Annotated in this window: 8 protein-coding genes; all 8 read left to right on the forward strand. The window is 61.1% G+C overall.

The genetic code is table 11. From position 1 onward, the window contains the following. Window positions 1-109 precede the first annotated feature (109 nt). The 8 genes from ygfK to dpaL all read left to right on the forward strand — a co-directional run bounded on the left by ygfK (window position 110) and on the right by dpaL (window position 14,117). The gene (gene ygfK, locus JNO51_RS05860) at window positions 110-3,214 is read left to right on the forward strand and encodes a putative selenate reductase subunit YgfK (RefSeq protein ID WP_215782080.1); all 3,105 of its coding nucleotides are present in this window, start codon (window positions 110-112) and stop codon (window positions 3,212-3,214) included. Between the two features lie 5 nt (window positions 3,215-3,219). After that, a complete protein-coding gene (ssnA, locus tag JNO51_RS05865; RefSeq protein ID WP_215782081.1) occupies window positions 3,220-4,545 on the forward strand; it encodes a putative aminohydrolase SsnA in 1,326 nt (441 codons plus the stop codon). Window positions 4,546-4,617: 72 nt separating this feature from the next. Then, window positions 4,618-5,391, forward strand: a complete 774-nt coding sequence (gene ygfM / locus JNO51_RS05870) for a molybdopterin-dependent oxidoreductase FAD-binding subunit (protein WP_215782082.1) — start codon at window positions 4,618-4,620, stop codon at window positions 5,389-5,391. 1 nt (window position 5,392) lies between these two features. Further along, a complete protein-coding gene (locus JNO51_RS05875; protein WP_215782083.1) occupies window positions 5,393-8,287 on the forward strand; it encodes a molybdopterin-dependent oxidoreductase Mo/Fe-S-binding subunit in 2,895 nt (964 codons plus the stop codon). A gap of 114 nt (window positions 8,288-8,401) precedes the next feature. Further along, the gene (gene guaD, locus JNO51_RS05880; RefSeq protein ID WP_215782084.1) at window positions 8,402-9,718 is read left to right on the forward strand and encodes a guanine deaminase; all 1,317 of its coding nucleotides are present in this window, start codon (window positions 8,402-8,404) and stop codon (window positions 9,716-9,718) included. A 160-nt stretch (window positions 9,719-9,878) separates the two neighbouring features. Then, a complete protein-coding gene (locus tag JNO51_RS05885) occupies window positions 9,879-11,252 on the forward strand; it encodes an NCS2 family permease (protein WP_215782085.1) in 1,374 nt (457 codons plus the stop codon). A 411-nt stretch (window positions 11,253-11,663) separates the two neighbouring features. Beyond that, the gene (ygeW, locus tag JNO51_RS05890; RefSeq protein WP_215782086.1) at window positions 11,664-12,854 is read left to right on the forward strand and encodes a knotted carbamoyltransferase YgeW; all 1,191 of its coding nucleotides are present in this window, start codon (window positions 11,664-11,666) and stop codon (window positions 12,852-12,854) included. A gap of 63 nt (window positions 12,855-12,917) precedes the next feature. After that, window positions 12,918-14,117, forward strand: a complete 1,200-nt coding sequence (dpaL, locus tag JNO51_RS05895; protein ID WP_215782087.1) for a diaminopropionate ammonia-lyase — start codon at window positions 12,918-12,920, stop codon at window positions 14,115-14,117. Window positions 14,118-14,148 lie beyond the last annotated feature (31 nt).

Genomic DNA, 14,148 nt, shown 5'->3' on the forward strand with positions numbered 1-14,148 from the left:
TGTCGCGATCCGGCGGGCTGGCGCGTTTTTTGCTCAATCTGAAGCGGTACCTGACCCACGCACACAGGGCAGGGGTCGTTCACGACAAGAGCAGAATACGGAGAATGTTATGGGTGACATCATGCGGCCTGTTCCCTTCCGGGAATTCCTGACGCGCATCGTCGACGAGTTCGCGCAGTCGCAGTCGATTTTTGGCATTCCGGCCACGCAGTTCTATCGCAAGATCGACGAGCGCAAGATTCGCGTCTTTGGCGAGAGCTGCGAAACACCCGTCGGCCCCGCTGCCGGCCCCCATACCCAACTGGCACAGAATATCGTGGCTTCATGGCTCGCCGGCGGGCGCTTCATGGAGCTGAAAACCGTTCAGATCCTCGATCGGCTGGAAATCGAAAAGCCCTGTATTGATGCCGAGGACGAATGCTTCAACACCGAGTGGTCGACCGAGTTCACCCTGCCCAAGGCCTGGGATGAATATCTGAAAGCCTGGTTTGCCCTGCACCTGCTGGAAGCCATCTTCGATCCGCGTCAGCCGGGCGAAGAAAAGTCGTTCATCTTCAACATGAGCGTGGGCTACAACCTGGAAGGGATCAAGCAGCCGCCGATGCAGCAGTTCATCCACAACATGATGGATGCCGGCCACCACCCGCGCTTTGCCGAGTATCGCGCCTTGCTGGCCGATCTGCTGGCCGATGAGACCTTCCTCGGCAAGATGGGCTTGCAGGCGCGACGTGCCGAGCTGCAGCAGTTGCCGCAGCAGATCGACGGGCGCATGGTGCAGGGGGTGACCCTGTCGACCATGCACGGCTGTCCGCCGGACGAAATCGAGGCGATCTGCAGCTATATGCTGAGCGAGAAGGGCATCAACACCTTCGTCAAACTCAATCCGACCCTGCTGGGCTATCAGCGCGTGCGCGAGATTCTCGATGGCTGCGGTTTCGACTATATCGGCCTGAAGCCGGAGTCGTTCGAACACGACCTGCAGCTGGACCGCGCCCTGGCCATGCTCACCCGCCTGATGAAACTGGCGGCCGACCAGGGCCTGACCTTTGGCGTCAAACTGACCAATACCCTAGGTACCATCAACAACAAGGGCGCCTTGCCGGGCGGCGAAATGTATATGTCCGGCCGGGCGCTGTTCCCGATCTCGATTAATGTGGCTGCCTTGCTGTCGCGCCACTTCCACGGCCAGCTGCCGATTTCCTATTCCGGCGGGGCCAGCCTGTTCAATATCCGCGATATTTTCGAGACCGGTATTCGCCCGATCACCATGGCTACCGATCTGCTCAAGCCGGGCGGCTATCTGCGTCTGGCCGAGTGCATGCGTGAGCTGGATCGCTCCGAGGCCTGGGGCATGCGCCATGTCGACGTCGACAAGCTGTCGGCGCTGGCTGAACGCGCCCTGACCATGGAATACACCCACAAGTCGTGGAAGAGCGAGGAACGCATCGACACCGGCGAAGCCCTGCCGATGACCGATTGCTATGTCGCGCCGTGCGTCACGGCCTGTCCGATCCATCAGGACATTCCGGAATACATTCGTCTGCTGGGTGAACAACGCTATGTCGAGGCGCTGGAACTGATCTATCAGCGCAATGCCCTGCCGGCGATCACCAGCCATATTTGCGACCATCAGTGCCAGAACAACTGCACCCGGCTGGATTACGAAAGCCCGCTGAATATCCGCGAGCTGAAAAAGGTCGCACTGGAAAAAGGCTGGGACGAGTACAAGGCCCGCTGGGTCAAGCCGCTCGACAGTGCGGCCAGGCCGGTTGCCGTCATCGGTGCCGGGCCGGCCGGTTTGTCGGCAGGCTATTTCCTGGCACGAGCCGGGGTGCCGGTGACCATTTTCGAGCGTGAAGCCAATGCCGGCGGCGTGGTGAAGAACATCATCCCGCGCTTCCGCATCCCCGCTGAAGTCATTCAGCGCGATATCGATTTTGTCGCTGAGCATGGCGTGAAGTTTGCCTTCGGCTGCGATCCGGCGCTGAACGTGGATCAACTGCAACAACAAGGCTTTGGCTATGTGCTGGTCGGTATCGGTACCGACAAGAACAGTGGCATGCGGCTGGATGGCGATCACCCGCGTGTCCACAAGTCCTTGCCCTTCCTGCGCAGTTTCAATCAGGGCCAGCCGTTGCCGCTTGGCCGCCATGTGGCGGTGGCCGGTGCCGGCAATACTGCCATGGACTGCGCCCGTGCCGCGCTCAAGGTGCCAGGCGTCGAAAGCGTGACCGTCATCTATCGTCGCAGCGAGCAGGAAATGCCGGCCGCCCGCGAAGAGTATCTGGAAGCGCATGAAGACGGCGTGAAGTTCCGCTTCCTGGCCAATCCGGAACGCTTCGATGCCGACGGCACGCTGACCCTGCGGGTCATGGCACTGGGCGAGCCCGATGAACAGGGCCGTCGTCGTCCGCAGCCGACCGAAGAAACCGTGGTGCTGCAGATGGATGCGCTGATTACCGCCATTGGCGAGCAGGCAGATGGCGCCGCCCTGGCCGCCCTTGGCGTGCCGGTGGATGACAAGGGCCATGCCCATGTCGACCCCGCCACGGGCGAGACCCGGCGTCAGAATGTGTTCCTGATCGGTGACGTGCAGCATGGCCCGGCCACCATCGTGCGCGCCATGGCTGACGCCCGTCATGCGGCCGACATGATCCTGACGCGCGAGCATCTGCAACGTCCGCAACCCTTGCATGTGGCCAGCGTCGATACTTCGGCCATCTTCCGCCGCAAGGGTGTACTGGCCGTCGCGCAGACCGGCAGTGCTGCACGCGATGCCTTTGTGGCGCAGGAAAGCCATCGTTGCCTGGAATGCAATGTGTTCTGTGCCAAGTGCGTCGACGTGTGTCCGAACCGGGCCAATGTCTCGATCGCCGTCCCGGGCTTCCGCAACAAGTTCCAGACCCTGCACCTGGATGCTTTCTGCAACGAGTGCGGCAATTGCGCGCAGTTCTGTCCATGGCAGGGCAAACCCTATCAGGACAAGGTGACGGTGTTCAGTCTGCCGGGGGATTTCGCCAACAGTCGCAATCCGGGCTTCTATCTCGGTGACGATGGCCAGTTGCAGGTGCGCCAGGGAGGCGAGGTCTACCGCTTGCAGATCGGCGAGCATGGCGAGATTGCCCATGTTCCCGCGGAACTGAGCGAAATGTGCCGCATCATCAGCCACGTGCATGCCCACCACCACTACCTGCTTGGCCGGGTCGAGGAGTAAGCACCATGTATATCCTGAAAAATGTCACGGCCGCACAACTGGAACCGGCGCTGCTGCAGGAAGGGGTCGACATCGCCATCGAGGGCGACCGCATTGTGGCGGTCGGTCCCGATCTGCTGTCGGTGTATCCGGGCAGCCGCTACAAGGAGATGGGCGGCAAGCTGGTGATGCCGGGGCTGGTATGTGCGCACAACCATTTCTACTCTGGCCTGGCACGCGGCATCATGGCGCGCATCGCTCCCTGTCCGGACTTCATTTCCACGCTGAAGAACCTGTGGTGGCGACTGGATCGCGCGCTGGATGAAGAATCGCTGTACTACAGCGGTCTGATCTGCTCGCTGGAAGCCATCAAGAGCGGTTGCAGCGCCGTCATCGACCACCACGCGTCCCCCTCAGTCATTGCCGGTTCGCTGGAGATCATCAGCCGCGGCTTCCGCGAGACCGGTCTGCGCGGCATGACCTGTTTCGAAACCACCGACCGCAACGGCGGGCTGGCCGAGATGCAGGCCGGGGTGGAGGAAAACATCGCCTTTGCGCGTCAGATCGATGCGGCACGTGCCCGGGGCGAGCCCCACCTGGTGGAAGCCCACATCGGCGCCCACGCGCCCTTCACCGTGGGCGAGTCCGGCATGGCCATGCTGCGCGAGGCCATCCAGGCTACCGGTCGTGGGCTGCATATCCATGTGGCCGAGGATGGCTATGATGTGTCGCACAGCCATCATCACTACGGCAAGGATCTGATTGCCCGGCTGGATGATCACGGCCTGATCAACGACAAGACACTGATCGGTCACGGTCTGTATCTGTCGCACGAAGACATCGGCATCCTCAACCGGCGCGATGCCTTCCTGGTGCATAACGCCCGCTCCAATATGAACAACCATGTCGGCTACAACCACCACCTGCCCGAGTACCGCAATCTGGCCCTCGGCACCGATGGCATCGGCGCGGACATGTTCGAAGAACTGAAGTTTGCCTACTTCAAGCACCGCGATGCCGGCGGCAGCCTGTGGCCGGACAGCTTTGCCCGCTTCCTGGCCAATGGCAACGAGCTGCTGACACGCAACTTCGGCGCCCGCTTTGGCCGCCTGGAGGCGGGCTATCAGGCTGACCTGACCATTTGTGACTATGTCAGTCCGACCCCCCTGGTGGCTGCCAATTTGCCGGGCCACCTGGCCTTCGCGCTGAATGCGGGTCACGTCAACAGTGTCATGGTGGCCGGTCGCATGGTGTATGAGGATCGTGCTTTCGCCCTGGATGTCGCGCCGGTCTATGCCCGCGCACGCGAAGTTGCACAAGGTTTGTGGCAGCGCATGGATGCATTGGCTTAATCGGCTGGACAATGCCCGTAGCATGTGGTGCGCCGCATGGCGCACCACCACATGGTGACGGGGGAGATTGAAATGATCGAGCAATTCTATCGACCGGAAACACTGGAACAGGCGGTGGCGCTGAAAGCGCGCCATGGTGACCAGGCGGTCTATCTGGCGGGGGGCAGTAAACTGAATGCCACCCCGACGCGAACCGACAAGACCATCGCCATCGCCCTGGATCGGCTGGGCCTGGATCAGGTCAGCCAGACGGATGGCGCGTTGCGTATCGGTGCGACCATCACATTGCAGGCCTTGCGAGATCATCCGCTGGCTCCCCCGGCGCTGCGTCAGGCGCTGGGTTTTGTCTATTCGCGCCACCTGCGCAATCAGGCCACGCTGGGCGGAGAAGTCGCCGCGCAGGGGCATGATCCGGTGTTGCTGCCCCTGCTGCTGGTGATGCAGGCCGAATTGCTGCTGGAGGATGGGGTGCGTGTCCCGCTGGAGACCTATCTGGCCGGCCCGCGCGAGGCGCTGATTCAGGCCATCGAGCTGCCGCGGTCCCGGCAGTGCTGTGCCACCCGACGCGTGACGCGCAATGCCGATGGCGTCAGCGTGGTGACGGCGGCCGTGGCGCTGGAGGACGGTGGTGCCATGCGGCTGGCGGTGTCGGGCGTGGTACCCGGCGCACTGCGTCTGCATGCCGTCGAGCAACGCCAGTTGCAGGGCGAAGCCCTGGAGCAGGCCGTGCGCGCCGCCATCACCCCCTGTGACGATTTTGTCGGCAGTGCCGCCTACAAACGTTATATCACCGGGGTCGTTCTGGCCGATCTGCTGGCGGACTGCCGGCAGCAGAAGGAGCAATGACATGGAACTGCACTTTACCCTCAATGGCCAACCCTGTTCGCTGAGCTGCCGCCCGGGCGACAATGTGCAAAAGCTGTTGTTCAGTCGTTGCCGGATGCACTCGGTACGCAACAGTGATGACGGCTTCGGCTTTGCCGGTTCTGACGCCATTCGCTTCAATGGCCGTATCGTCAATGCCTCGCTGCTGATTGCGGCTCAGCTGGAAGGGGCGCAGGTCGAGACCGCCGAGTCACTGGGGCGCTGGAATCAACTCAGTCTGGTGCAACAGGCCATGGTGGATATCGGCATCGTTCAGGGGGGGTACAACGACCCGGCGGCCGCGCTGATCCTCACCGACCTGCTGGAGCGCAACCCCAACCCGGATCGTGCCGCCATCGATGATGCCCTGTCCGGCTTGCTCAGTCGTGATGCCGGCTATCAGCAGTTTTATCAGGTGGTTGAGCTGGCGCGCAAACGCCTGGCCGAACCCGATTTCCCCAGTCCGCCGGTGCAGCAGTACCGCAACGATCTGACCCATGTCGGCAAGGATTGCCCCAAGGTCGATGCGGCCAAACTGGTCCAGGCCAAACCGGCCTTTGTCGAAGACCGGGTGCCGGACGATGCCTGCATCCTCAAGATGCTGCGCAGCCCGCACCCGCATGCGGTGATTACCCGCATCGATGCCAGCCGCGCCGAAGCTTTGCCAGGGGTAGTGCATGTCATTACCCACCTGAATTGCCCGGATATCTATTACACCCCGGCCGGCCAGAGCTCGCCCGAACCGTCGCCGCTCGACCGGCGCATGTTCAGCCAGAAGCTGCGCCACGTCGGTGATCGTGTTGCGGCAGTGATTGCCGTCAATGAAGAGATCGCCCTGCAGGCCCTGGACCTGATCGAGGTCGAGTACCAAGCGCTCAAGCCCGTGATGTCGATTGACGAGGCGATGGCACCCGATGCACCGCTGGTGCATGACGAGCCGATTGTCTATGTGCATGGCGCGCCGGCGGATCTGGAACAGCAAAATGCCTGCGCCGTGAAGCGCGGCAATGAACACCTGATCATCAACTTCCCGATCGGTGCCAAACCGCACAGTAATATTGCCGCCAGCGTGCACGGCAACATCGGTGATGTGGAAAAGGGTTTTGCCGAAGCCGACCTGATTCTGGAACGTACCTATGAATCGAGCCAGGCACAGCAATGCCCGGTCGAGACCCATGTCTGCTTCAGCTATATGGACGGTGAGCGCCTGGTGGTGCATGCCTCCACCCAGGTGCCCTGGCACTTGCGCAAGCTGGTGTCACGCGTGACCGGCCTGCGGCAGAATCAGGTGCACGTGATCAAGGAACGTATCGGCGGCGGCTTTGGTTCCAAGCAGGACATCCTGCTGGACGATGTCTGTGCCTATGCCACGGTGGTGACCGGGCGACCGGTGTACTTCCGCTATACCCGCGAAGAAGAGTTCATCAGCAATACCTCGCGCCATGTCGCCAAGGTCAAGGTCAAGATCGGCGCCAAGCGGGACGGCAAGCTGACGGCCATCCTGATGGATTTCCGCGCCAATACCGGCCCCTATGGCAATCATGCGCTGACCGTGCCCTGTAATGGTCCGGCACTGTCCCTGCCGCTGTACCCCTGTGAGAACGTGCACTTCGAGGTGACCACTTACTACAGCAATATTTGTCCGACCGGGGCCTATCAGGGCTATGGCGCACCGAAGGGCAATTTTGCCCTGACCATGGTCATGGCAGAGATGGCCGAGCAGCTTGGTATCGACCAACTGGACATGGTCGAGAAGAACCGCGTGGTCGAAGGGCAGGAGTTGAAGATCCTGGCTGCGATCGGCGAGGGCAAGATGCCGACGACAGCCCCGAAGGCGGCCAGCTGCGCCCTGGACAAGATCCTCAAGCAAGGTCGCGAGCTGATCGGCTGGGATGCGCCCAAGCCGGCGGAGGGCGACTGGCGCATTGGTCGCGGCGTGGCCATCATCATGCAGAAGTCGGGGATTCCGGATATCGACCAGGCCAACTGCATGGTGAAGCTGGAGTCGGACGGTACCTTCATCGTGCATTCTGGTGGTGCCGACCTTGGTACCGGCCTGGATACCGTGGTCACCAAGCTGGCGGCCGAGGTCCTGTGCTGCCCGCTGTCCTCCGTGCATGTCATTTCCGGCGATACCGATCACGCCTTGTTCGACAAGGGGGCCTATGCCTCGTCCGGCACCTGCTTCTCGGGCAATGCCGCGCGTCTGGCGGCCGAGGACCTGAAGAAAAAGATCCTCTTCCATGGCGCGCAGATGCTGGATGAAGCCGTGGAGGATGTGGAGATCGTCGCCCCGGGCATGGTCCGTGGCCGCAAGCAGTCGCTCAGCTTTGCCCAGATTGCCCATAAGGCCGAGACGGGTACCGGCTTCGGCATTCTGGTCGGCACCGCCTGCTATACCACCACCGAATTCGCCTTCCCCTATGGCGCCAACTTTGTCGAACTGGCGGTGAATGTGCGCTCTGGGGAAATCCGGCTGGACAAGTTCCATGCCTTGCTGGACTGCGGCACACCGGTCAACCCTTCGCTGGCCCTGGGGCAGATCTACGGTGCCACGGTACGTGCCATCGGTCACAGCCTGAGCGAGGAAATCATCTATGACGCCCGGGGGATCCCGGTCACCCGTGATCTGAAGCGCTATGGTGCGCCAAAGATCGGCGACCTGCCGCGCGACTTCCGCGCCTTCCTGGTGCCGAGTGACGACAAGGTTGGCCCATACGGTGCCAAATCGATCTCGGAAATCGGGGTCAACGGTGCCGCGCCGGCGATCGCCGCCGCCATCCACGACGCCTGCGGCGTCTGGCTGCGACGCTGGCACTTCACCCCGGAAAAGATTCTTCGGGGGCTGGGCAAGCTGGAGGAGGGCGTCGGGCAATAAAAAGTGAGCGCGCGGGCCGTGGCCCGCGCCGCTGTTCCCGGGCGTGTCGTGCTGTGAATGACTTCGCTCGCGCAAAATCTATGACAAATGATTATTTGGCGGAGGTTGGCAGCAATGAGATATGACAATTCAGTCAAGGCGATCCGTGGCAGCTTCTTCGATTACGCGAGTACCGTCTCCTGTCCGGCAGATTTGGAACGCAATGTACGGGTGATCGACGACGGTCTGATGATCATCCGCAACGGCCTGATCGAGTGGATCGGCGAATGGGCTGACGGCAAGGATCATCTGCCGGCCGGCGTCCGCGTGCGCAACTACTCCGGCAAGACGGTGATGCCGGGCTTTATCGATACGCACCTGCATTTTCCGCAATGCGAGATGATCGGTGCCTACGGTGAGCAACTGCTGGAATGGCTCAATCTGCACACCTTCCCGGTGGAAATGCGCTATCACGACTATGAGTACGCGCGTGAAATGGCGACCTTCTTCCTCAAGCAAATGCTCAGCAACGGCACCACCACGGCATCGGTGTTCGCCTCGGTGCATCCGCAGTCGGTGGACGCACTGTGCGAAGCGGCCAGTCGCATCAATATGCGGCTGATCACCGGCAAGGTGATGATGGACCGTCATGCGCCCGATGCCTTGCTGGATACGCCTGAAACCGGTTATCGACAAAGCAGGGAGCTGATCGAGCGCTGGCACAAGAATGGCCGTCTGCTGTATGCGGTGACGCCGCGCTTTGCCCCGACCTCGACACCGGAACAGCTGGCAGCGGCCGGTCGCCTGCGTGCCGCCTTCCCCGATACCTGGATGCAGACGCACCTGTCCGAGAACCAGAAGGAAATCGAATGGGTGAAGGCCCTGTTCCCGGGCTACAAGAACTATCTGGACGTGTATCACGAATTCGGTCTGACCGGCCCGAACAGTGTCTTTGGCCATTGCATCCACCTGGAACAGGATGAATGGGATTGTCTGAGCAACACCGGTTCGACCATCGCCTTCTGCCCGACCTCGAACTTCTTCCTCGGCAGCGGCCTGTTCCCCTTGCACAAGGCCTGGGAAATGGGCGTCAAGGTCGGCATCGGTACCGACATCGGTGCCGGCACCACCTTTAACATGCTGCAGACCCTGAATGAGGCCTACAAGGTGATGCAGATGCAGGGGCACTGCCTGTCGCCATTCGAAGCTTTCTATCTGGCGACGCTGGGCGGTGCGGATTCGCTCGGTCTGGCCGACCGGATCGGCAGCTTCGAAATCGGTAAGGAGGCAGACTTTGTGGTGATCGACCACACCTCGACGCCGATGCAGCAGTTGCGCTGCGACAGCTCAACGACGTTGCGCGAAAAACTTTTTGTGTTGATGACTTTGGGAGACGACCGGGCCATTTATCGCACTTATGTCGATGGCCAGCTGGTTTATGAGCGGTACTAACCGTATCAAGGTATGTGCAGTGAGGGAGCGCTGTCGCGCCACGCCGGCGCGGCAGCAACGGCATGATCCGATCCGGTACGGGATACCGTGCCATCGAAGCGCTGTGACCGGGTTCGATGCCTTTTGAAGAGAACCATTCAAGACATCTTGAGGTGAGCGTATGTCAGTCGAACATCAAGCAGGCGAATATACCCCGCCGGGCGGTTTTGCCGGCAAGCTGGAGCGATACTTCCATCTATCTGAGCGCGGTAGCAGCGTGCGGCAGGAAGTCCTCGCCGGGTTGACCACTTTCATGGCTTCGGTCTACTCGATCATCGTGGTGCCGGGCATGCTCGGCAAGGCAGGGTTTCCGACCGGGGCGGTGTTTGTCGCCACCTGTCTGGTAGCCTGCTTCGGCTCATTGCTGATGGGCTTGTGGGCCAATCTGCCGATGATCATCAGTTGTGCCATTTCCCTGACGGCCTTTACGGCGTTCAGCCTGGTACTGGGGCAGCATATCCCGGTGCCGGTGGCGCTGGGTGCGGTGTTCATGATGGGGGTGATCTTCACCGCCATTTCCGTCACCGGCGTGCGCACCTGGATTCTCAACAACCTGCCGCATGGTGTGGCGCACGGTACCGGCATTGGCATTGGCATGTTCCTGTTCCTGATTGCCACCAACACCGTCGGCATCATCATCAAGAACCCGTTTGACGGGCTGCCGGTCTCGCTGGGGCACTTCTCTTCCTTTCCGGTGATGATGACCCTGATCGGTCTGGGGGCGATGTTCGGTCTGAACAAGCTGCGCGTACCGGGTGCCATCCTGATCGTCATCGTGGTGATTGCGATCATCGGCCTGATCTTTGATCCGAATGTCCATTACCACGGCCTGATGGCGCTGCCCTCGCTGGTGGATGCCAACGGTCATACCCAGTTGTTCGATCTGAACATCATGGGGACCTTCTCGGCCAAGGTGCTGCCACTGGTACTGGCCATGGTGATGACCACGGTCTTCGACGCCACCGGGACCATCCGTGCCGTGGCCGGCCAGGCCAACCTGCTGGACAAGGATGGTCACATCATCAACAGCCAGCGCGCACTGACCGCCGACTCGCTGAGCAGCATTTTCTCTTCACTGGTCGGTTCCTCGCCGGCCGCGGTGTATATCGAGTCCGCCGCCGGTACGGCTGCCGGTGGCCGCACCGGGCTGACGGCTACCGTGGTCGGGATCGGTTTCTTCCTGATGCTGTTCTTCTCGCCGCTGGCCTATCTGGTGCCGGATTACGCCACGGCCCCGGCGCTGATGTATGTCGGGCTGCTGATGCTGAGCAATGTGCGTCAGCTGGATTTTGAGGACGCTGTCGATGCCATGGCTGGCCTGGTGTGTGCCGTGTTCATCGTCCTGGCCTGCAATATTGTCACCGGCATCATGATGGGGTTCGCCACCCTGGTGATCGGCCGCATCTGTGCCAAGGAATGGCGCAAGCTGAATATCGGCACGGTGCTGATCGCCATTGCCCTGGTGGTGTTCTACGCCGGTGGCTGGGCAATTTGAGCTGTTGCAGTGAGTAAGCCGCTCGCCGCGGGTTTGGCGAGCGGTTTTTTTATGCCCGGTGCCAGGCGTGCTGGTCGCATTATCAAAATGAGAATCGCCTTCTCTCCCGCTATCATTTTTGACCCCCCGGTTCTGACCGTCTGCTGATAAAGCCCTCACTCCTCCCGTTGTTTTGCGGCTGAGAATGCCGTTTTCGGAATCTTGATTTTGAAAATCCTTTAATAATCAATGATTTGATCTTGTTTTTTCGGTTGGCTGGCAGCTTGGCACGGTTCTTGATTATAGAAGGGCAGACTTGCACGAATCTTTGCTCGGCATGGCTGCACGATGTGGGCGTGGTCTTCAGCAGGCTTCTGGCGAGCGGGTCCGGCAGACCCACAATCATGACTTGTCAATCACTCGGGAAAAGCGATGAAAACTGTCAATCAACTGATTAAAGAGATCAACGGCCTGCAGTCCAGCCTGCATGAGAAGGATTTCCTGCTGACCTGGGAGCAGACGCCGCAGGAACTGGAACTGGTGCTGAAGCTGGCTGAAGCCTTGCGTACCATGCGTGCCGAAAATATTTCCACCCGACTGTTCGATAACGGTCTGGGGGTGTCGGTGTTCCGCGACAACTCGACCCGTACCCGTTTCTCCTTCGCCTCGGCCCTGAATCTGCTGGGGCTGGCACAGCAGGATCTGGACGAAGGCAAGTCACAGATTGCCCATGGCGAAACGGTACGTGAAACCGCCAACATGATTTCTTTCTGCGCCGAAGCCATCGGTATCCGCGACGATATGTACCTCGGTGCCGGCAATGCCTACATGCGTGAAGTCGGCAAGGCACTGGACGAAGGCTACGCCGAAGGGGTGCTGCCGCAGCGCCCGGCGGTGATCAACCTGCAGTGTGACATCGATCACCCGACTCAGGCGATGGCCGACCTGGCCTGGCTGCAAGAGCATTTCGGCGGGCTGGATCAGCTCAAGGGCAAGAAGATTGCCATGACCTGGGCTTACTCGCCGAGCTATGGCAAGCCGCTGTCGGTGCCGCAGGGCATCATCGGCCTGATGACCCGCTTCGGCATGGACGTCACCCTGGCCCACCCGGAAGGCTATGACCTGATTCCGGATGTGGTGGAAGTGGCCCGCAACAACGCCAAGGCTTCCGGCGGCAGCTTCCGCAAGGTGGCCACCATGGAAGAGGCCTTCAAGGACGCCGATATCGTCTACCCGAAGTCCTGGGCGCCTTACAAGGTGATGGAAACCCGTACTCAGCTGCTGCGTGCCAATGATCACGACGGCCTGAAGACCCTGGAAAAACAGTGTCTGGCCCAGAATGCCAATCACAAGAACTGGCAGTGCACCGAAGAGATGATGCGTCTGACCCGTGGCGGCGATGCGCTGTACATGCACTGTCTGCCGGCGGATATCACCGGGGTGTCGTGCCAGGAGGGTGAGGTGAGTGACAGTGTGTTCGAGAAGTACCGCATTGCCACTTACAAGGAAGCCAGCTGGAAGCCGTACATCATTGCCGCCATGATCGTGGCGCGCAAATTCCCGCGTCCGGGTGAAAAGCTGCAGGCACTGCTGAAAAACATGCAGCTGCGTGTGCGCGAATAACGCTGTTCCTCCTGCCGGCGGCGCCTTGGCGCTGCCGGCGGCAACAGACCTGAAAGGTTTGCCATGTCCGAATTTTCGCTGAAGTTGGATATTGCGGATAACGGTCACTTCACCGGCGAGACTTCGCCGTTGTTCTCGCGTGCCGAAGCACGGCGCGCGCGCGACTTTCACCGCAAGCTGGCCGGTTATCAGCCGACGCCGCTGTGTTCTCTGGAGGCGCTGGCCGCGCATATCGGGGTCGGCAAGGTGCTGGTGAAAGACGAATCGAAGCGCTTTGGCCTGAACGCCTTCAAGATGCTCGGCGGGGTGTATGCCATCGCCAATCTGCTGTGCGAGCAATATCAGCTCGATATCAACGAGTTCTCCTTCGACAAGATCCGTCAGCTGGTCACCGAGAAGATGACCTTTGCCACCACGACCGATGGCAACCATGGCCGGGGTGTGGCCTGGGCGGCGAAGCAGATGGGGCAGAACGCCGTGGTGTACATGCCGGCGGGCTCGGCGCGTGAGCGGGTCGAGCACATCCGCAACCTGGGCGCGGAATGCATCGTCACTGACATGAATTATGACGATACCGTGCGCCTGACCATGAAGGTGGCGGCCGAACGTGGCTGGCATATCGTGCAGGACACGGCCTGGGAGGGGTATACCAAGATCCCGACCTGGATCATGCAGGGTTACGCCACGATGGCCGACGAGGCCGTGGAGCAGATGCAGGCCATGGGTATCGAGCGTCCGACCCATGTGTTTCTGCAGGCCGGGGTAGGGGCGATGGCCGGCGGGGTGCTGGGGTACCTGGTGGATTGCTTCGGCGCCCGCCACCTGCACTCGGTGATCGTCGAGCCGGAGCAGGCAGATTGCATTTACCGTTCCGGTGTGGCCGGCGAGATGGTGAATGTCGGTGGCGCGATGCGCACCATCATGGCCGGGCTGGCCTGTGGCGAGCCCAATCCGCTGGGGTGGCCGCTGTTGCGTGACTGCAGTACGCAGTTTATTTCCTGCCACGACAAGGTGGCGGCGCTGGGCATGCGCGTGCTGGGCAATCCGCTCGGCGATGATCCGCGCATCGTGTCCGGGGAATCCGGTGCCGTTGGGGCCGGGGTGTTGATGGCCGTGCATTGTCATCCGCAGCGCGCGCAGTTGCGTGAGCGGCTGGGGCTGAATGCCGATGCCGTGGTGCTGCTGATCAGCACTGAGGGCGACACCGATGTGAAGCATTACCGCGAGGTGGTCTGGGAAGGCAAGCATCCCGCTGTTGATTGATCTCGCCGCTCGGCCTGGCGGGCGTCGGGCC

Origin of the sequence: Paludibacterium sp. B53371, assembly GCF_018802765.1 — a bacterium.
Taxonomy (GTDB): domain Bacteria; phylum Pseudomonadota; class Gammaproteobacteria; order Burkholderiales; family Chromobacteriaceae; genus Paludibacterium.

Coding starts and splice junctions, on each gene's coding strand:
- ssnA (WP_215782081.1), top strand. CDS start 3,220: ATGTATATCCTGAAAAATGTCACGGCCGCACAACTGGAACCGGCGCTG.
- JNO51_RS05885 (WP_215782085.1), top strand. CDS start 9,879: ATGTCAGTCGAACATCAAGCAGGCGAATATACCCCGCCGGGCGGTTTT.
- dpaL (WP_215782087.1), top strand. CDS start 12,918: ATGTCCGAATTTTCGCTGAAGTTGGATATTGCGGATAACGGTCACTTC.
- JNO51_RS05875 (WP_215782083.1), top strand. CDS start 5,393: ATGGAACTGCACTTTACCCTCAATGGCCAACCCTGTTCGCTGAGCTGC.
- guaD (WP_215782084.1), top strand. CDS start 8,402: ATGAGATATGACAATTCAGTCAAGGCGATCCGTGGCAGCTTCTTCGAT.
- ygeW (WP_215782086.1), top strand. CDS start 11,664: ATGAAAACTGTCAATCAACTGATTAAAGAGATCAACGGCCTGCAGTCC.
- ygfK (WP_215782080.1), top strand. CDS start 110: ATGGGTGACATCATGCGGCCTGTTCCCTTCCGGGAATTCCTGACGCGC.
- ygfM (WP_215782082.1), top strand. CDS start 4,618: ATGATCGAGCAATTCTATCGACCGGAAACACTGGAACAGGCGGTGGCG.